General features: G+C 56.3%; 14 protein-coding genes. 8 read left to right on the top strand and 6 right to left on the bottom strand.

The features are described 5' to 3' along the window. Nucleotides 1-18: 18 nt before the first annotated feature. The gene (locus VH413_19900; protein ID HEX3800966.1) at nt 19-1,206 is read right to left on the bottom strand and encodes a class I SAM-dependent RNA methyltransferase; all 1,188 of its coding nucleotides are present in this window, start codon (nt 1,204-1,206) and stop codon (nt 19-21) included. A gap of 166 nt (nt 1,207-1,372) precedes the next feature. On the opposite strand from VH413_19900, the gene VH413_19895 reads away from it, so the two are divergent. Then, nucleotides 1,373-1,723 carry a protein tyrosine phosphatase family protein gene (locus tag VH413_19895; protein HEX3800965.1) on the top strand — a complete coding sequence of 117 codons (351 nt, stop codon included), beginning with the start codon at nt 1,373-1,375 and terminating at the stop codon, nt 1,721-1,723. 98 nt (nt 1,724-1,821) lie between these two features. Here VH413_19895 and VH413_19890 read toward each other — a convergent pair whose 3' ends face one another. After that, entirely contained in the window at nt 1,822-3,318 is a 1,497-nt protein-coding gene (locus VH413_19890; GenBank protein HEX3800964.1) for a glycosyl hydrolase family 17 protein, read from the bottom strand. Between the two features lie 234 nt (nt 3,319-3,552). Beyond that, nucleotides 3,553-4,833: a PQQ-binding-like beta-propeller repeat protein gene (locus VH413_19885; protein ID HEX3800963.1), complete on the bottom strand. Its 1,281-nt coding sequence runs from the start codon at nt 4,831-4,833 to the stop codon at nt 3,553-3,555. A 237-nt stretch (nt 4,834-5,070) separates the two neighbouring features. On the opposite strand from VH413_19885, the gene VH413_19880 reads away from it, so the two are divergent. The 5 genes from VH413_19880 (at nt 5,071) to VH413_19860 (ending at nt 12,738) form a co-directional block, all read left to right on the top strand. Beyond that, complete coding sequence (locus VH413_19880; protein ID HEX3800962.1) at nt 5,071-7,056, top strand: hypothetical protein; 1,986 nt, start codon at nt 5,071-5,073, stop codon at nt 7,054-7,056. Nucleotides 7,057-7,242: 186 nt separating this feature from the next. Continuing rightward, complete coding sequence (locus tag VH413_19875; protein HEX3800961.1) at nt 7,243-8,025, top strand: TIGR00282 family metallophosphoesterase; 783 nt, start codon at nt 7,243-7,245, stop codon at nt 8,023-8,025. A 100-nt stretch (nt 8,026-8,125) separates the two neighbouring features. Then, nucleotides 8,126-9,115 (top strand): hypothetical protein, encoded by a 990-nt coding sequence (locus VH413_19870; GenBank protein ID HEX3800960.1) that lies wholly within the window; start codon nt 8,126-8,128, stop codon nt 9,113-9,115. A 1-nt stretch (nt 9,116) separates the two neighbouring features. After that, nucleotides 9,117-10,568, top strand: coding sequence for an exodeoxyribonuclease VII large subunit (xseA, locus tag VH413_19865; GenBank protein HEX3800959.1), 1,452 nt, complete (start codon nt 9,117-9,119; stop codon nt 10,566-10,568). 475 nt (nt 10,569-11,043) lie between these two features. Next, nucleotides 11,044-12,738, top strand: coding sequence for a hypothetical protein (locus tag VH413_19860; protein ID HEX3800958.1), 1,695 nt, complete (start codon nt 11,044-11,046; stop codon nt 12,736-12,738). A 27-nt stretch (nt 12,739-12,765) separates the two neighbouring features. Here the strand turns inward: VH413_19860 and VH413_19855 are convergent, their stop codons facing one another. The 3 genes from VH413_19855 to VH413_19845 all read right to left on the bottom strand — a co-directional run bounded on the left by VH413_19855 (nt 12,766) and on the right by VH413_19845 (nt 15,400). Beyond that, nucleotides 12,766-13,656: a prepilin-type N-terminal cleavage/methylation domain-containing protein gene (locus tag VH413_19855; protein ID HEX3800957.1), complete on the bottom strand. Its 891-nt coding sequence runs from the start codon at nt 13,654-13,656 to the stop codon at nt 12,766-12,768. Nucleotides 13,657-13,862: 206 nt separating this feature from the next. After that, nucleotides 13,863-14,879, bottom strand: coding sequence for a M23 family metallopeptidase (locus tag VH413_19850; protein HEX3800956.1), 1,017 nt, complete (start codon nt 14,877-14,879; stop codon nt 13,863-13,865). Then, nucleotides 14,876-15,400: a hypothetical protein gene (locus VH413_19845; protein HEX3800955.1), complete on the bottom strand. Its 525-nt coding sequence runs from the start codon at nt 15,398-15,400 to the stop codon at nt 14,876-14,878. The genes VH413_19850 and VH413_19845 overlap by 4 nt, the downstream gene beginning before the upstream one ends. Nucleotides 15,401-17,042: 1,642 nt before the next feature. Between VH413_19845 and VH413_19840 the strand changes: the two genes are divergently transcribed. Next, complete coding sequence (locus VH413_19840; protein HEX3800954.1) at nt 17,043-17,846, top strand: lipid II flippase Amj family protein; 804 nt, start codon at nt 17,043-17,045, stop codon at nt 17,844-17,846. A 214-nt stretch (nt 17,847-18,060) separates the two neighbouring features. Continuing rightward, nucleotides 18,061-19,044 carry a cysteine synthase A gene (cysK, locus tag VH413_19835; protein HEX3800953.1) on the top strand — a complete coding sequence of 328 codons (984 nt, stop codon included), beginning with the start codon at nt 18,061-18,063 and terminating at the stop codon, nt 19,042-19,044. Nucleotides 19,045-19,504 lie beyond the last annotated feature (460 nt).

The following is a 19,504-nucleotide window of genomic DNA, read 5'->3' as shown; positions in this document are numbered from 1 at the left end:
GCAAGCCCAGAATGTCGTCTAAATAAGACACGCCGGGCCGGGGTTGGCCGGATTCAGGCGCAAATCCGCCACGCATTCGACGTGCGCAGTCTGCGGAAACATGTCCAACGGAATCACGTGTAATAACTTAAAGACACCGTCGGAGCATAAAGCGTTCAAGTCCCGCGCCATCGTCGCCGGATGGCAGGAAATATAAATGACCTGCCCGGGCCGCACTTGGCGCAGCAATTTCAAACTTTCCGGCAACAAACCCGTCCGCGGCGGATCAAGCACAACCGTCGTCGCTTCCGCGGGAAAACGCTGGAGTAACTCCGGCAGCATTTGTTCCGCGCGACCCGTCAGGAATTCGCCATTTAAAATATTGCGCTTCGCTGCGTTGTTCTTCGCGGCCTTGATGGCTTGAATATCCAGTTCCACACCGATGAACGATTCCACCAGGTCCGCGCATTCGATACCGAAAAATCCCACCCCGCAATACGTATCCACCAGAAATCGGTTTTTCCCCTCGCGCAAAAATCCGCGCACCGTCTCCACCAATCCCGGCAGCAGAAAAAAATTATTTTGAAAAAAAGAATCACGCGGCACTTCCCAGCCTTCGGGGTTTACCCGCAACACCACTTTGATTCCGCCCTTGGGCGGCGGATGCGCGCGCACGTGCAAAATCTGTTCGTTCAACGCCGGCTCCGCGATCAAACATTCCTCGATGTCCACGACCAGCCGATTGTCCGTGCGAATGTAGCCGATGTTCAGCCCCTGTTTAAATTTATCCCACTGGCTGCGGATCATGATGCGATTGCGATAGCCATAAGGTTGCGGGCACGGCACGACCGGCGCCACCACTTCCGCGTCAAAGCCACCGATGCGTTCGAACAAATCAGAAACCTGCTTGTGCTTCAGGCGAAGTTGCGCCGCGTAGTCCACATGCTGATATTGGCACCCGCCACAATCGCCAAAATATCGGCACGGCGGCTTCACTCGCTCCAACGATCCCGCTAAGACCTCCAACAATCGCGCGCGCGCGAAGCGCTTCTTCACCTCCGTGATCTCCACCTCCACCTTTTCGCCGATCAACACGAACGGCACAAACACCACAAAATCCTCGTATCGCCCCACGCCATCCCCGCCAAAAGCGATATCGTGAATCGTGATTGAACAACGCGCGCCGACCGTCAGGCCGGGAGCACTTTGCGCGGCAGTATCATTCATTCGGACACTTGGACAAAATTTGGATGCGCGTCATCAAGCATGGATATACCACCAGCCTCCGAAAAAGGAAAGGCCGGGCAATTATAAAATCTGTCGCGCCCTCCCGCCTATTTCTCCACTCGCCAAAATTATTTTCATCCCCGCAAATCCCCATTATCTTCCCGCCATGGAAAATTCCACGCCTCTTCAAGCCATCCGCGCCTTCCGGCAGATCGGCGACCGCCTCGGAACCTCCGGCCAGCCCACTCCCGCGCAACTCCCGCTCATCCGCGACGCCGGTTTCCGCGCCGTCATCAACCTCGCCTTGCCCACCTCCGATAACGCCATCCCCGAAGAAGGCAGCCTCGTCACCCGCCTCGGCCTCGCGTACGTCCACCTCCCCGTGGATTTCTCCTCACCCACGCCCCACGACTTCCGCGCCTTTACTCAAATCATGGATGCCTTCGCCGACCGCCCCGTTTTCGTCCACTGCGCCGCGAACCTGCGCGTCTCCGCCTTCATTTTCTCTACCGCGTGAAACGCCAGGGCATCAGCGAAACCGAAGCCACCCGCGACCTGCACGCCATCTGGCAACCCGACCCCATCTGGGCCCAATTCATCCGTGAACAACTAAATTCATAGTCTCGACGCCGTTGCCGAAGCGATCGCGTTACTACTTAGCTCTGCGGGTAAAGGTTGGCCAAAAACGAAAGGTGGCGAATAATTTGTGGGAAATAGGAATGCGGTGAAATTCGTCGCATATATATCTTGGCCACCGGTTGCATACTCGCACTGCCACGTTCCTTGCGGATTAATCGCGGTGTATGGAGCAGTGTAATACGGTTTTTGATACCAGGACCCGTTGACCTGAATGTACAGGCACAAAAATACGCTAAAAGGTGAAACGTGACTTGCCGTGCCGCTAACGTAAAGGTTGGTCATGTCGCCAACCGCCGGAACATTTGAAAAGGACAGACTTGGAATTCCCGCCCCGTCAATCGGCGCATTCCAGTTAGTTGACGAAATGCGATTGTCAAAAGTTGGCTCCATCCCCGGTTTGAGTGTGCCGTCACTTTGCCATATTCCCCAATTTGGCCCCACCGCACCCTCGTCAGATTTCCAACCTTCGTCATAGCCTTCAAAGTAAAAAAAGGGCACGCCATAAAATCTGGCCCAGGTGACGACATCGGAAAAATATTTGGCTGCGTTCTGTGGTGACGGAACGGCATCACCGACCGCCTGTCCTGCCGAAGGCCAGCCAGTCTCTGAAATCCACACGGGTTTGCTTCCCGCATACCAAACCATATTGATATACTGCTGGTAAACCGTCGAGGCACCGTCTTCGACCGCGATTCCTTGCCAGAATGGATAAAAGTTAACCAATAGAACATCACTGGCATCGAGCAATTCTGAGTTGAACGAAGACATCCAGGATGAATAAGTATCAGCCGTGGCAACCGGCACACCGGGAACCGCCGCGCGCACTTGATTGATATAGGCGACTAAATTCGACACCGGAAGATCTCCTCTTTGCAGAACTTCGCTTCCTACGATTAATAAATCCGCTTCACCTGCCAGACCTGCCGTAATCAAATTGCTGATGTTTATCTGGTTGGCAGAAATCCCGGCGGGAGTTGTTTCGGGGCCAAGCCACGCTCCCAACGCCGCTTTGAGTCCAAATTGGTGGGCCACCTGGCCGGAAACCTGTAAGCCATCAACCATGCTGAAAGTACGAATCCATCCGGTTCGCGGAATCAACGGGTGCATTCTCGATTCGATTTGGCTGCGTGAAACGGCGAAATTTGTTTCCGGACTTTGGCCGTCCAGGTAAGGGCTGAAGTCAATGCCATAAAGAGGCGCGTTCACCAATGGACTTATTGACGCCCTATAAAATGAGAAACTATTGGTCGAAGAATCTTTCCACGTGATAGCCGAGCCAGTTCCTGGAAGAATGCCGCCCATTCGTTCCCATTCCTTTAGATCAGTCGAACGCTCAAGAAAATATTCGGCGTTTGTGTTCGACGGAATGGAAATCTGGATACTTCCATTCGCCACGTTTGAAACGGATAGCTGCCCGCTGACATTTATGTTCCCAAGGGCGATTAACGCGAAGAGTAAAGGGATGGTTTTCATGAAAGCGATGTAGCCCACGCCCATTTATTTTCCTGCACCTGACAAACCTAAAAAGGCCGTCACAAGTTTGGAAATGTAAGGAGCAAATGATTGCGCTTGAAAGCTGCCCCTAGGATAACCTGCCGCGATGGGCCGCGCAAGTAGGCGGCCCTTAATTTGCATTTTGCTCTGAAGAAGACCTGAACATCTAAAATTCACCCACCCGAAATAATTCCGACCAAAAATTTCCTCCCCCTATTTCCCCGCCGCCTTCACATCATAACAAAACAAAATATCCTGATCGCGCACATACAGTTTGCCGTTTGCGACCACCGGATGCGACCACGCCGGCAATCGGCTGCGGTCGGATTGCTCGAAACGCCCGCGCTCGATATAAGACTTCGGGCTCGGCTCAATCAGCAGCACCGGCCCCGCTTCCGTGCGATAATAAATTCTTCCGTCCGCGTAAGCCACCGAACCTTTCGGCGCGCGATGCCCGGCATCGTCACGTTCATCCCACAAAACTTTGCCCGTTTGAAAATCAAGACAAACGAGCGCGCCGCCCTCATTGCCGCCGTTGGCTCCGTAAAGACTTCCGTCCAGCAGAATCATGCCGCCGTGATGATTTTGCATTTTCTTGCTGAGATAAATTTCCTCCGCCGTGAACTTGCCGTCGGTATCCTTGCTCAACTTCACCAACCCGCCGCCCGCGCCGTAAGCCGACGCCGCAAACACTTCGCCATCGTGATAAATCGGCGTCGAACAGCTAACGCCAAAACCGTTAGCCGCCCGGCCATAACGCCAAAGAAATTTGCCGTCGGACGCCGCGACCCCAATGAGCGCCTTCTGAGTAAACTGCACATATTGACGCTGCCCGCCAAAGTCAATCGCGATGGGCGAGGAATACGCCGCTTTGGGATTTCCGGGAACCTGGCTCTTCCAAAGGGTTTTGCCGGTCTTCTTGTCCAGCGCCACCAGCGTCGCGTCCGCGCCACCCGGCGTCAAAATCACCTTGTCCCCGTCCACCAGTGGCGATTCGCGGTAACTCCAGTTGGGCACTTCACCGCCAAAATCCTGCGTGAGACTGGCCCGCCAAACAATCGAACCATCCTTTGTGCGCAGACAATCCACATTGCCGCCCAGGCCCTCGACGTACACCAAATCACCATCAACCGTGGGCGTGCAACCCGGGCCTTCTTTTCCCTGCGGCCAATCTTGGTTGAAAGCCGGGCCCAGATTAGTCGTCCAAAGCGTCTTGCCATCTTTTTCCGACAACGCCCAGACAACTTCGTAACCGCCGCGATTACTCATCCCGAAAAGCCGCCCGCCCGAGACCGACGGCGCGCTATCCCCGCCGCCAAGTCCCTTAATCTCCCAAACCAGCGCTGGCCCGTCCTTCGTCCATTCCTTGAGCAAACCCGTTTCCTTGGACATCGCATTTCGGTCTGGCCCCTGCCACTGCGGCCAATCATCGGCGGAAGCGCTGAACAAAACCATTGCCGCGACAAGCGAGAGGGTTAAGAATTTTACATTCATAGAGATAGGCGAAGGGCAGGTTGAATATGGTTTGGTTCTAATTTTTTTCAACCCCTTAGTTTCCATTGCTTCGATAATAATAAGCGAAAAAATTACGATCAGGAATCAGGATTAAATCACGTCTTGAAATAAATTCGCGGCTGGAAACTGGACAATAATCAAATTGACAAACGCCCACCCCGTGTCAACTTTTTCTCCCATATAAGAAAGACAATTCCCGCCGCGAAAACCCACATTATGAGCAAGTCATATTCACTCGCTTTCAGCCTGTTTAGCCTTGCCCTCCCGCTGCTGATTGTCTGTCCAACCCGCGCCGCTTCACTCGATGTTACCAGCGGTCAGACCATTCAACTGGGTCTGCCCGGTATCTCCACCAATTATTCCTTCACCTCCGTCACCGTCGAGACCGGCGGCACTCTGAAAATTTCCGGCGTGGTCTCCTTGACCGTCAGTTCCAACGTCCTCATCAACGGCCAAATGATCGGCGGCTCTTCCAGCACCGCGCCGTCGGGGACCGATGGCGATGACGGCGGCGATGGCGAAGTCATCGGCAACCGCGCCACCGATGGCGATGGCGGCACCGACGCCGGCAATGGCACCAATGCCTTCGCTGACGCGCCGAGCCTGACGATCCTTGCGAAGAACATGACCGTCAACGGTTCCATTCTTTTCAATCCGCAAGCCACCGGGGGTGATGGCGGCGATGGCGGCGGCGGCGGAAATGGCGCCGATGGTCCACCTGCGGTCGGGGGTTTTCAAGGCGCGCCCGCTGGATTCGGCGGGTTCGGCGGCGTCGGTGGCAACGGCGGGCAATCTCTCGGCGTCCCGTCTTTATTTATCAGCGTCGTGGCCCAGGGCGGTACCCTGCCCAACGCGGGCAGTTTCATTCTGGGCACGAACGGCGTCATCTCCCTCGATAACATGGGCGGCGGCGGTGGCGGCGGCAAAGGTGGTGACAGTGGCACCGGCGGAAGAGGCGGCGATGGTGGCAGCGGATTCGGCGGCGGCGCGGGCGGAAATGGTGGCTCGGCTGGATTTGGCGGAACCGGTGGCGTCGGTGCTGGCGGCGGCAGCCTGACCATAACCGCTTTGGGAGTTGATCTCGAAGGCCAGCTTTCATTAAAGGCGGGCGACGGCGGCGATGGTGGTGATTTCGGCATGCCCATGAACGGCGGTGATGGCGGCAACGGCAGCCCCGATCCGCAAGGCGGCGTCGGTGGCCGGGGAGGAAACGGCGGCGATGGCGGTGATGCTTCGCTTCAAATAAATCCGGGCGGAGCAGGGGGCAATGGAGGTTTTGGCGGCAACGTAACGATAAATGTTTCGGTTGGCTTTACCAACTTCGCCAAAATGGATTTTTCCGGCGGTAAAGGCGGCAAGGGTGGCGCCGGCCAACCGGAAGATACCGCCATGGGCGGCGCTGGCGGAAGCGGCGCCGGAGGCGCGCCGAATGGGCAGGACGGCCAGGGCACCGCCGACATCCCCGAAGGAAAAGAAGGGAATGACGGCCCCGGCGGCAGCCTCACCGTGATGAATCCCAACTCCGGAACCAACGCGCCCAACAACTGGCAAACCTTCGGCAACGGCATCCTCACCTTCGGCCTCACCAACAACATTCACACCCTCATCCTGTCCTCAACCAACGGCCCATTCTCCATCGTCGCGCCCATGACCGATCCCCGGTTGCAATTTGATTCCCGCGCGGGCGAGTCCGTCGTCGAAACGAATGAGGCCGTGCAATTACAATTTGAATACCAATGGCTGACCACCAGCGGCTCCGTGGATGTCTTGCTCGGCAGTCGCGTCGTCGCGCACCTCAACGCGCCCACGATATTGAGCAATGGTTTCACCGAGGTCACTCTCATCCTTGCCGGACTCCCCGCCGCTGCCACGGACAAATTAAATCTTACGTACCAACTAAACACCCCCGGCTCCGCCTTCGCCCAATTTCAACTCGGCAACATTTCGCTCCAGGCCTTGCCCCAGTTGCCCGCACTGTCAATCAGCCCGTCGCCCAGCGATCCATCAGTCTTGAGCTTAACCTGGTTTGGCCTCACGAATGAAAACTATCAAGTGCAGTACCGTACCTCACTCACCAGCGGCGCGTGGATAAATCTGGGTTCATTGGTTCCCGGCCAAGGCACGGCGGCTTCCGCGTCACTGCCCCCTTCACCCGCCGACCCCATCCGCTTCTTCCGCCTGCTGGCCACGCCGGCAAATTGATCCCGGCCAGTCAATATGGGGAATATGGGGTGGGCGAACGTACTCGCGGGCCCCATATAAATCCGCCGCGTCCACCCGCCACTACCGCGCCCAAAATTAATTTGCGCCTCCGAGCATTCCGCATTCCACACTCCGCGTTCCACACTTCCAACTTGCCACCATCCACCCCGCCAGTAACTTCAACCCGTGAAAATTCTCTTTATCGGCGACATCGTCGGCGAACCCGGGCGGCGCGCCGTTACCGGCCTCGTGCCCCGCCTGCGACGCCAGCACGAACTCGATCTCGTCATCGCCAATGGCGAAAATTCCGCCGGCGGCTCCGGCATCACGCCCAAAATCGCCGAAGAAATTTACGCCGCCGGTGTGGACATCATCACCACCGGCGACCATCTCTGGGACCAGAAAGAAGTCATGGGCCTCCTGCAAAACGAATCGCGCTTTCTGCGTCCGCTCAATTACCCGCGCGGCACCCCCGGCCAGGGCAGCGTCATTTATCAAGCCAACAACCAGCCGCCCGTCGGCATCCTCAACGTGCAAGGCCGCACCTTCATGGCCGCTCTCGAAAACCCCTTCATCGCCGCGCGCGCCGAAGTGGAAAAACTGCGCCAAAAAACCAACATCATTTTCATGGATCTCCACGCCGAGGCCACCTCTGAAAAAGCCGCGATGGCCCGCATGCTCGATGGCCAGGTCAGCGCCATCATCGGCACGCACACCCACGTCCAAACCGCCGACGAACAAATCTTCCCCGGCGGCACCGCCTTTCTGAGCGACGCCGGCTTCACCGGTCCGCACGAAAGCATCATCGGCCGTGAAATCGAACCCGTCATCAAACGCTTTTTGACATTGCAACCCCAGCGCTTCGCCGTCGCCGAAAAAGATGTGAAACTCCAGGGCGCAATCATCGAAATCAATTCCCACACCGGCCACGCCGAAAAAATCCAGCGCGTCTCCGAGCCGTGGGTGTAGCGGGCTGGCAACGCACAGATCATTATGCCCTGAGAAAGATTGACCCCGCGGAGTTCAAGCAGTACATGGAGAAGTGACGGTTGTCCCCAACCGCTCACGTTTGAATAAGAGGTTCAAAATAATTCTGCTCGTCCTGGTTCTCGCTCTCGCGGGTTACGCCATTGCCACCGTCATCCACAAAAATCGCCAACCCGTCTATCAAGGGCGAAACGTGGATCAATGGCTGGAGGAAGTTTTTACGACCAACCGATCCGCAGCATTCCAGGCCTTTCGCGAGATGGGCACGAATGCTTTGCCGGACCTGGCTCGGAACCTAGTACGCAAAGAAACCGTCGAGGATAGATTTTACGCGTGGGGTTACTTCCATCTGCCGTTGAAATGGCAGCGCCCCGCGTGGAAACCATTCCCAATACGGGAACGCTGGGGTGCCGCTATGGCGGTTCTAACCGAGCTTCTCGACCCGCGCCCCATATTTCCCCAGTTGATGGAAATGATCGCCGATAAAAACAATGGCGCGCGCGATTACGTTATTGGCGTGGTGCTGGCCACACCGGCACCGATAGACGTAAAATATGTTCCTCTGTTTGAAGAAATGCTGGTGGACACAAATGTCTCGACTCGGGAATCTGCTCCCGGCCTCTTGGAACACGTGGGAACCAATGCGGCTTCGGCCATTCCCGATTTGAACCGCGCCTTGCAGGATCCGGACTTGGGGGTGCGTATTTCATCCGCGCGAGCGCTCTGGCAGATTGCGCGCCTGACCAACGGCATTCCGGCGCTTCACGCTGGCCTGAATGCCGCGCCGCTTTCAAACGGCCTGGACTTGGGAATGATGTCAGCCGTGTACCTTCACGAAATAGATAAGAACGATCCCGCGCCTATCCCAGTCTTTACCAATGCTATATTTGCCGTTAGATTCTGGGGAAATGTGGCGGTTCGCTCTCTCGGAGATTTTGGGCCAGCGGCAAAATCGGCTGTTCCTATGTTGAAAATCGTAATCGAACGCAACATGGGTGAAAAGAGCCGCGAGGCCCTGATCTCACTAAAAAAAATTGACCCCGAAGCCGCCGCCAAGTACGACAAACGCTGACGTGTCCAAACCATCCAAATCACAGTGGGATTTCGGCGAGTTGTTTCCAACCGAAGCGACACGCAAAGTCCTGTCCGTCGGCGAACTCACGCTGCGGGTGAAGGGCTTGCTCGAAAAACAAGTCGGCCAGATTTGGGTCACTGGCGAGATTTCCAATTTCCGCGCGCAAAGTTCCGGCCATTTTTATTTCACGCTCAAGGATGCCGATTCCCAACTGAACTGCGTCTTGTTCCGCACCGAGGCGCGCGAGACTCGCGGCCTCTTGCAGGACGGCCGCAAAGTCATTCTCCAGGGCGACCTCACCGTCTATGAACCGCGCGGCCAATATCAACTGCGCGTCTCGCAAGTCGAGTTGGTCGGCGTCGGCGCGTTGCAAGCCGCCTTCGAGCGTCTCAAGCAAAAGCTCAACGCCGATGGCTGGTTCGCCAGCGAATGCAAACGCCCGCTGCCGCGTTTTCCCCGGCGCATCGGCATCGTGACCTCGCCCACCGGCGCCGCCATTCGCGATGTGCTCCACGTCGTGAAACGGCGAAATCCCGCGCTGGAAATTGTCATCGCGTCCTGTCGCGTGCAAGGCCAAGGCGCTGCCGAAGAAATCGCCACCGCCATCCGCCTGCTGAATCAATTCAACGCCGAATCACAAAATCCACCACCGCCCATTCCGCACTCCGCACTCCGCACTCCGCACTTGGACTTGATTCTCGTCACCCGCGGCGGCGGAAGCCTCGAAGACCTCTGGGCCTTCAACGAAGAAGTCGTCGCCCGGGCCATTTTTGAATCCGCGCTGCCGGTCATCTCCGCCGTCGGCCACGAAATAGATTTTACCATTAGCGATTTTGTCGCCGACCTGCGCGCCGCGACTCCAAGTGCCGCCGCCGAGATTCTCACCGAAGGCGTCTTCGCCAGTGGCCGTTTTCTCGAACTCGTCGGTGAGCGCATGCGCCAGTTGCTTGGCCAACGGTTGCTCGACAAGGAAGAAGAACTCGCGCGCCTCGGCCAGCGCCTCGCCCGCGTGCATCCACGCCGCCGCCTTGAAGAATGGTCGCAACGCCTCGACGATTTGCGTGAAAGCATTTCGCGCCGTGCCCGCCAGGGTATGCGTGAACGCGCGCTTACCTCGCGCGCCCTCACCGAACGCCTCCTGCGCTTGCGCCCCAAACAAATTCTCGCCCAGCGACGCGAATTGACCATCGCCATCGCCAAACGCCTCCACGAACAAGCGCGCTGGCAAATCGAAAACAAACGTGCGCGTCTCGCGACGCTGGAATCGCGCTTGCGCCTCCTCGGCCCCGAGCAAGTCCTCGCGCGCGGCTACTCCATCACCACACTCGCGGACACCGGCAAAGTCATTCGCGCCGCTTCCGAAGTTCAGCCCGGCCAAAAATTGCGCACCCGCCTCAAGTCCGGCGAGATTCGCAGCGTAGTGGAGGGCGCGTCGGGGCAGGGTTCTTAAAGGGACGCGTATTTGTATCCTATGGAAGGGTGGATTGTATTTGGGGAATGTAGTATTGTGGGGCGGTTCTTTGAAAAGTTTCAATAGGACAACCGAGGCGGATATGACGAATAGGGACGCCCACTAGGACTAGGGCGGAAAAGTTCGCCTGAGTCGTTCGCCTAAGTTCGCCTTGGCTCGGATAAGTTCGCATAAGTTCGGATAAGTCCGCTTAACGGCGCAAAGTTTTTTGCAGAGATGTCAGGCCGGGCCGGTTTGCTTGTAAAATTGCCGCGACCAATAAGAACCGCATCAAAATGCGCTCAAGTGGAGAGGCGAGGCCTTTTTGCTGGACTGGCGTTGGCCGATGCGCTAAGAACCTCCCTGATGAATCACGATTCGTCGCCGTAATAGAAAGAGACATAACCAGCCATCGCCGTTGATTCGAAGTTTTGACATTTTAATCTTCGCGGGCCACAGTAGGAGAAAATCCACCATGCGTTTCCATCATCAGATTATTTGTATCGGCGCGGCCTTGGCGTCCGTTTTCGCAGGCGCTTTTTTTACGCCCTCGGCCCGCGCAAATGTTTATGCCACCGATATTAAGCTCAATGGCGGCCTGAGCGGCATCACGAATGGATCGGGAACCAATGTCGCCATCAGCTACATTCTGAACGAGCCCGCGACTCGTGGCGTGACGGTCAATATTCTCTCCGGTTCCACCGTCGTGCGTTCCATCCCGATTGCTTCCGGCGCCGTCGGTGCGCGCAAAGGCACGAATCTGGTCACTTGGGATGGTTTCGGCAGCGGCGGCGCAACTTTGGGCGGCGGGGCCTACACCGTGAACATCACCGCCTCGGCCACCGGTTTCACGAATTGGACCCAAACCAGCACGGACACCAACGACGGCTACCACGTTTTCTCCCCGCGCGGAATTGCCGTGAATACAAATCCGAACAGCGTCTATTATGGCCGCGTCTTTGTCGGCAACGCCACGGAAAATGATTCCGCCGCGCTGCCCGGCGATCTGGCCGGCATTCTCAAGGCCAACGCCGACGGCAGCCCCGCTGACGAAGGGCAGGGGAATACCAACGGTTTTCAAGCCGGAATCCAATGGGGCACGGACGGCTTCAACGGCAATCCGCATTTCCTTCGCTACGGCCAGGACGACCGCATTTACGCGCTCGACTGGGATGACCGCGGCGTCGTGTATGCGATGGACATGATGGTTTCAACCAATCAAGTCGTGCTCGACGCCAATAATTATTCTGCGAATCCCGTCACCGGCTTATCGCTCGGCTGGGGTGAATTTGATGTCACCGATGCCGGCACGCCCAACGGCCGCATTTTCCTCGGCGATAATGATTCGCCCGGCTTGGGTCTTTGGTTCTGGCAACTCACCAATGGCGTCGCTGATCCAAACGACACGATGGGTAAGCAAGTAATCGCGGTCGGCGGCGATTTGGATTTGTTCGCGAACGGCGGTTCAATGATGGATGAGCGCTCGAATATTTTTGTCGGCCAGAATATTGAAACCAGCGGCAGCAGTTCGCCGCGCGTTTTGGAATTCACGAATTGGGACGGCATGAGCACGTTCACCAACGGCTCTGCCTGGCAATCCGGCGCGAACGACGACAGCTTTCTCGGCGGCTTCGACCTCGCTCTCGACTCGCGCGCCAATCCCAAATATGTCGCTGTCGCACTCAGCATCTCCGGCGGATTGCGCGTGTTGAACGCCACGAACGGCTTCATCATCACCAACGGCACGCAAGTGCTCGACAATTTGGATTCGACCAATCTCTATTACGGCGTGGCGTGGGACGGCGCGGGCAATCTGTATGGCGCGATCAACAACAGCGCGGCAAGCGATAACAAATGGCGCGTCTTCTCGCCGCCGGGAACCAATCAAACCACTACTGTGGCCGTCGAAACCGTTTTTGTGCCCGGCGCGGTCATCTCCTCCATTACCTTAACGAGCATTATTCTAAACAGCACGACCGTGACGATCAACTTTACCGACCCCTCGGACGCCTCTCCAACGTCCTTTAGCTTGCAAAGTTCGGCGATGGCAAACTCTGGCTACACGACCGTTGGAAGCGCGGTCATCACCCGCACCAGCGCCGGACATTTTCAAGCAACCGTCACCAGTTCAGCCACGGCCCAGTTCTATCGGATCAAACGCGGAAGCTGAGGAAGTAACGAAGGTAAAACCGCGCGGTTAGTTGCCAAACGACAACCGCATCCCCGAACGCACGCGCCGATAATCCGGCAATTCCGTCGGCGCGACCGTCTGCGGGTCCCATCCCTGGTAATTCTTGGGATACGCCCATTTCCAATGCTCGACGTGCCCATCCGTGAAAGCGAGATTCGCACCCTGGTTGTGGCGATTGGCCGGAATGTCCCACCATTCATTGGGATTGATGTAAGCCGGTTGGGTCGGCATGCCGAACTGCGCGTCAATGATTTCGTCCTCATGCACATCAATGAAGACAAAACAACTCGAAGGATTCGGGTTGGAGATGTCAGTGAATTTCTTGAACCACGGAATGTCCTGCATGAGAAATCCCTGGTCGAATTCGGGATAGCCGTTGAGCGATTGGCTCATATTATAACTCCGTGTGCGAAGCTGGCCCGAGGGCAGGGGAACGCCATTGGCATCTTCGACCACCGATTTATCCGCCGGGCAATGATAGATCGCCACGCTTTGATTATAAGGATACAGCAGCCCATTGATGATGTTGATCGGCGTCGTGTCCGTGCGCGGATGATCCATGCACCACGAAGCGCCGGCGGCGAGGGACGACGTCGTGTCCGAATTGCTGCTCGTTTGGGTAAAACCCATCACCGAATTATTCGGCACCAGCAAATCACTATTGTCCGAGGAATAACCATGCCAGCAAACCGCAAGCTGCTTGAGATTATTAAGGCATTCCAGACTAATCGCCTGCGTCTTCGCGCGGCTCAATGCCGGCAAAAGCAAGCTGGCCAAGATCGCAATAATCGCGATCACCACGAGCAGTTCGATCAGCGTAAAAGCCGAAGAAGGCGCAGCCTCTCCACGCCGGCTGGGAGTGCCGACGGATATTCGATGCTGTCCGGTTGCTTTCATACATCTCTCGCGACCGATGATGGAATGGTCATCCCAAGTTAGCAAAAATGCGAAAAATTGCTAGTTCATTATCTCTTACATAAGACGCGCCCGGTCAGGCTTTGTTCCTTCCGTACGGACCGCGGGTCTATGACCCGCAGCAACACAAGACCAGACTGCCGCTCCAGCCTTATCCAAAATTGAAACCAATCAACCCAACTCGCCCTTCAATACGTGATCAACTCCAGTAGCCCAATCCCATGACTCGTCAATTCCCAGCGATTGCCCCGCTTGACGACATACCGCCGCGCCGGATTCTTTTTCTCCTCCGGTTCATTCACCGAAAGCAAAGTAAACTTCGCCTTGCTCTTGATCTCTGAGTTCGCGCGCGGGATCAACTCGAACGCCACGCCATTGAAATCAATCGCCATCTCATAACCCGCCACGCCTTCCTTCTCCGCGACCGGATTGCGCTTGATCAACGGCGCGTAACGCCGGAGCCAGGGAAAATTCGTGCTGCGCACCACCACGCGGCAAAGTTCCGTCTCTGAACGCAGATATTTCAGCAAACTGAAATTCGCCCCCTCGCGATGCTCCTGCAAAAGAATCAGCCGCGGGTCAATGCCATTGAGATTCTGCCCATTCCAAATTCCATGATCATTTCGCTGGCCGGGAAATGCGTGCGCGTACCATTCGCTGAAACGATCGTTCACGAACGTGTCCAATTCAAAATGCACGTGCGCGCGGTCCTTGGAAATGCCCTCGTGCGTGTTCGCCGTGCGCCCCATGATCGCGATGACTTCGCCCTGCTTGACCGGCTGTCCGCTGTGCAATCCGGCTTTCACGCTCTGCAAATGCGCGTACACCGAATAAATCTCCATCCCCTCGATCTGATGCCGCAGCACAATGTAATTGCCATAATTCGACAGCGACGGACGCGTGTTGATGTACGCCACGGTCCCATCCGCCGTCGCCATCACCGGGTCAGTCGGTTCGCCATGCCGGTCGCGCTGGAGGCAGCGGATGTCCAGTCCCTCATGGACCTGCCAGCCGTCCGAGCGGACGCACCCGAACGTCCCGCTCTCCCAGCCCTTGCCGACCGTTCCGGCAAACATCCGGTCCTCGCCGCCCGGTTCAAACAAGGCATGGTTCGCCGTGGGCAGTTGAAACATTTCTCCCCGCGCGGAAAAATCCGCCGTGAGAACCAGAACTGCGGCTGCGCCGCACAACGTCAGCAATTTCAAAACTTCTCTTCTTTTTTGATGTCATCCGCGACATTGTTCAACCCCTTGACCAGCCGGTCCGCTTCTTCGCGCGTGCAATCCGGCGTGAAAGTCAGCACCCCATCCGCGATCGGTTTCTGCACCACGGGCGCGGCGATCCATCGCGCCGGGCCCCACACGGCAAACACCGCGATATGCCGCCCGCGATACGCCGTGCTGTAGCTCTCCAATAATTGCGTCCCGCGCCAGTTGAACTTCAAGCGGATCTTGAAGCCGCCCAGGTCATCCACCACGTTCGCCTCGACGATGTCCGCCGCGTCGAGAAAAGTTTCCTTGGCCACATTCACATAAACCGGATGCTCGCGCAGGACCGGAACCATCTCGTTATCGCCGCCATTGTCCCGTCCGACCTCCGCGTGCAATTCCAGCGTGCTCAGCGGATGTTTTTTGTCCTTGTCCCCGGTCTTGCAACCCGTGGCCAGCAGCAGCGCGCCCGCCGCGAGCCACAAATAGGTATTGAATCGAATAAATTTAATCATCATAGTCTTCACCTAAACAAACGCAGAGCGCGGACAAAGTAAAGATTCATTCTTATGGGTAAACAGAACAACAAAGCGGAAAAACGGAAACGCCGGACAGCCTACATCAAACGCAAAGGTGACGCTGCCAAGGCCAAAGTCAAAACCAAGGCCGCGGGCAAGAAAGCCTGAGCGATTTCGCATCCCGTTGAACCGTCCGCAAGGACGGTTTTTTTATGTACCAATAAGTTCGCCAGCTTTTTGACGCAACGTGGATTCAAGTTGTTCACCGCCCGCTTTTCGTCAGGTTTTTGTCGGTGAATAACTCCGGTCGTGAAATGCAAAAAGCGCCCGTAAACATTGGATGAATCAACTTGTCCCCCGCTTACTCACCGCGCCGTTTCGGTGAATAAGTATGTGCATATCATTTCATTGTTGGATTAAGAAAAAGTGATAACCTGTTCACAGTTCATTGAAAGAACCGAGACGAGCCCGGCGGACGAAAGAAAACCGGAGAAAGTCTCGAGGATAATCCCAGGCGACTGGGGAAAGGTTGAGCCAGGCTGGTTGGCCCAACCCCTCTGCAACCAAGCCGCAAGGCAAAGTGGAGAGGCAGAATTCACCAGTTCCTCTGTCAGCGTTCGCGCGCTGCCAGTAAACGCGAAAAAGGAACTGAGCCGCTAGGAACGATGAGAAACCGTTCCGAGCCGAGTCAAGTAGCTCAGGCAGGTTTCGAGCCTGAGTGAATCGCAGTTACCCAGAGGGTAGATGGTTGCTACTGTGCGCCAGCACGGAGCGCAAAACTCTGGCCGTTCCCCAAAAGAACGCGCCAATGAAAAACGCCGAAAGGCGTGACAAAATGAGTCTGCGCCCCGGGAAGAATTCGAGAGCAGGCAAGCCTCGTTAAACTTCCGAAACGTCGGCGATGTCAAAAAAACACCGCTGGCATGTGAGCGAAATGCAACCTGAGAGTTAAGAGGTCAGACCCGTGGCACCGGGCCAACGCACCGAAAAAAGCGGTGGCCGACCCGGAGCTAATGGTAAAGACGTGGATACGAAATCACAAACGTGTCTTTACCTGGTTCGCCCGCCGGCGTCCGCAAACGCCAGCCGAAGCGAGCTGAGAGGCCTCACTCAAAATTCAGCGACTGTAAAGCGCTGGACGGCCCTGCTATGAGGCCGCGATAACTCCGCTTGCCGTGGAGAATGGCGTCGGGAAGCTGGCAGCCAAAGTGCGCCAAATGTCAGCCCGGGAAAGAGAGTGCGGCGAACTCCCATCCCCAATTTGTCCCTGCTTGATCGAAAGATCGGGCGGGGACTTTTTGTTTTTTTAACATTGTGAAAGCTCAAATCAAATCCTGCCACGCCAGCAACTCTAAATCGCGGTAAGAGAAGTCTCGCCGTAGTCCCGCAGGGGACGGCAGATATTAGCCCAGCAATTTATTGCTGGGAAAAAGTCTCCTCTTAACCAAGTCCCGCCAGCAACGGGACGAAAGAATCGCTCCCTGAAACCAAATCTTTGATACTCGCTTGATACTTCTCGTTTGCCAGCATGGAGGCATTTAGTGAGAAAACTCTTTCACTCGATAAATCTGAATATTATGGACGCCATCCATCATCTCCCTCATCCTGACCTCGCAGCGAATCCGTCAGCTCAAGGCAACCCATGGACCGCCAACTTATTTTGATCTGTGTCCTCACGTTCATCATTCATTTAATCGGCACGCTCGCCTACTCCGTCCGCATCGCGGGCGTTCGCACCCGCCGCATTGCCGTGTCCTTTGCGCTGTTCAACGTGCTCGTTCTGCTCTCGCGCACCTCCAATTCTTTTCAAGGCACTTTCCTCGCCAAACGAGTCGAGCAATCCCTCGACCATGCCGCCTCCCACAACCTGCTCGCGGATTTCCGCTGGTTGCTTTTTTCGGCGACACTCGCCACGGCCATCGGCGCCGTGTTGGTTCCGACCTTTCAACGCGTCTTCAGCCGCGCCGTGCTGCATTTTCAAGCCCACCGTTCAATTCCCACATTGTTGCTACACGGCTTTTTTCGAGGCGGCGTCATTTATGTGAAAGATTCCATGAAAGTTCCCGTTTCCGGCAACGTCACCCAACTGCGAATGGGGCAGGGCGTCACCGTCTCGTTGCTCCTGCTCAATGTCGCCGCCGTTGCCGTCTGGACCGTCGGCGTGGTCGCCGCGCTCTACGCCGGTTATCTCAAGCCCGAGTTGCGCATGACCGCCATCACCCTTTCATCCGTCGTGAACGGCGTGGCGACCGTCCTCATGTTTGTATTCATAGACCCGCAAATGTCCATGATGACCGACGACGTCGTCGAAGGCCGCGTCAGCGAACCTTCGTTTCGCCGCGCGGTCGTATGGATGATCGGCAGCCGACTGGCGGGAACCCTCATTGCCCAGGTCCTCCTCATCCCGGTCGCGACAGTGATTGTTTTTCTGGCCGAAAAAATCTGAACAGCCCAAAACCTGCCGGCGCATTGTTCGCTTGGGTTGATTCATCGTCAGCGACGACCAATCCCCACTGCAAAACAGAAGGTTCAAATAATTTCGTTCAATATATCGCGCCGCGACCTTTCAGAAAAATGCTTGCCGTGGCTGGTCATTTGGAGAAGATTACTTCCACGCTTTCAATCAAATTAACAGAAAGAAACACTCAACCAAAAATTTTATGGGACGCATCTATAATAACATCGTTGAAACCGTAGGCCACACCCCGCTCGTTAAGCTCAACAAAGTCACCGCCGGCCTGGATGCCACCGTGCTCCTCAAATGCGAATTCTTCAACCCGCTCGGCAGCGTCAAAGACCGTATCGGCATGGCCATGATCGAAGACGCCGAACGGCGCGGCGTGTTGAAGCCGGGCACTACGATCATTGAACCCACCAGCGGCAATACCGGCATCGCGCTCGCCTTCGTCGCCGCGGCCAAGGGCTACAAAATCATTTTGACCATGCCTGAAACGATGTCACTCGAACGCCGCACCTTGCTCGCCATGCTCGGCGCGAAACTCGTTCTCACTCCCGGCAGCGAAGGCATGAAAGGCGCCATCGCCCGCGCGGAACAAATTTCCAGGGAAACTCCGAATTCCTGGATTCCTCAACAGTTTGAAAATCCCGCCAACCCCGCGATCCATCGCCACACCACCGCCGAAGAAATCTGGGCGGACACGGATGGCAAGGTGGATATTTTGATTTCCGCTGTCGGCACTGGCGGGACCATCACCGGCTGCGTCGAGGTCATCAAAGAACGCAAACCTTCTTTCCAAGCCATCGCCGTCGAACCCAAAGATTCTCCCGTCATCACCCAGGCCCTCGCCGGCCAGCCGCTCAAGCCCGGCCCGCACAAAATCCAGGGCACGGGCGCCGGTTTCATCCCCAAAAATCTTCACCTCAAAGACAGCAAGGGCAACCCGCAAATCACTGAGTGCATCGAAGTCACCAATGACGAGGCCTTTGCCATGGCCCGTCGCCTCGCAAAAGAAGAGGGCTTGCTCGTCGGCATCTCCACCGGCGCAAACGTCGTCGCCGCCATCGAAGTCGCCAGGCGTCCCGAGAACAAAGGCAAGCTGATCGTGACCATCGCCTGCTCGACCGGCGAACGCTACCTCAGCACCCCGCTCGCGGCTGAAGCCAAAGCCGAAGTCGGCGGATAAGCCAGAGCGTCTATTACTTGAAACGGAGGATGCCTCCGTCTGTCGCGGCGCTCTATGAGCGCCGTCCCGCATTTCCATTTCTTTGTGCGTGACAAAATCGCAACCAAACTTCCCAATGGGCGCCCTTGACATTGCCCCCGGTAAAGCTCTACTAACGCCGCCGCAGTCCCGCAGGGACGAAAGATCTTAGCCCAGCCATTTATGGCTGGGTTTTAGTTCGCCTCCGATTCAAGTCCCGCCAGCAACGAAAGAATTTTCCTCTTGGAACAAACGCTCACCCACTCGTCCACCGCTTCTCATTAACTCCCGGCTTTCAGCCCTTGTCATTATACACATCTTTTATTCAGTCGAATCAATGTTTCTACTATCGGTTAAAAACCCAATAAAAGAGCAAAAAAATGTTTTCCGCAAAGGATTGTCTCGCAACCAGAACATACAATTTTACGTGGACAATGTGTAA

The sequence above is a fragment of the Verrucomicrobiia bacterium genome (assembly GCA_036268055.1).
Taxonomy (GTDB): domain Bacteria; phylum Verrucomicrobiota; class Verrucomicrobiia; order Limisphaerales; family Pedosphaeraceae; genus DATAUW01.
The sequence above is the reverse complement of the archived record's forward strand: the minus strand, read 5'-3'. Positions and strand labels throughout refer to the sequence as shown.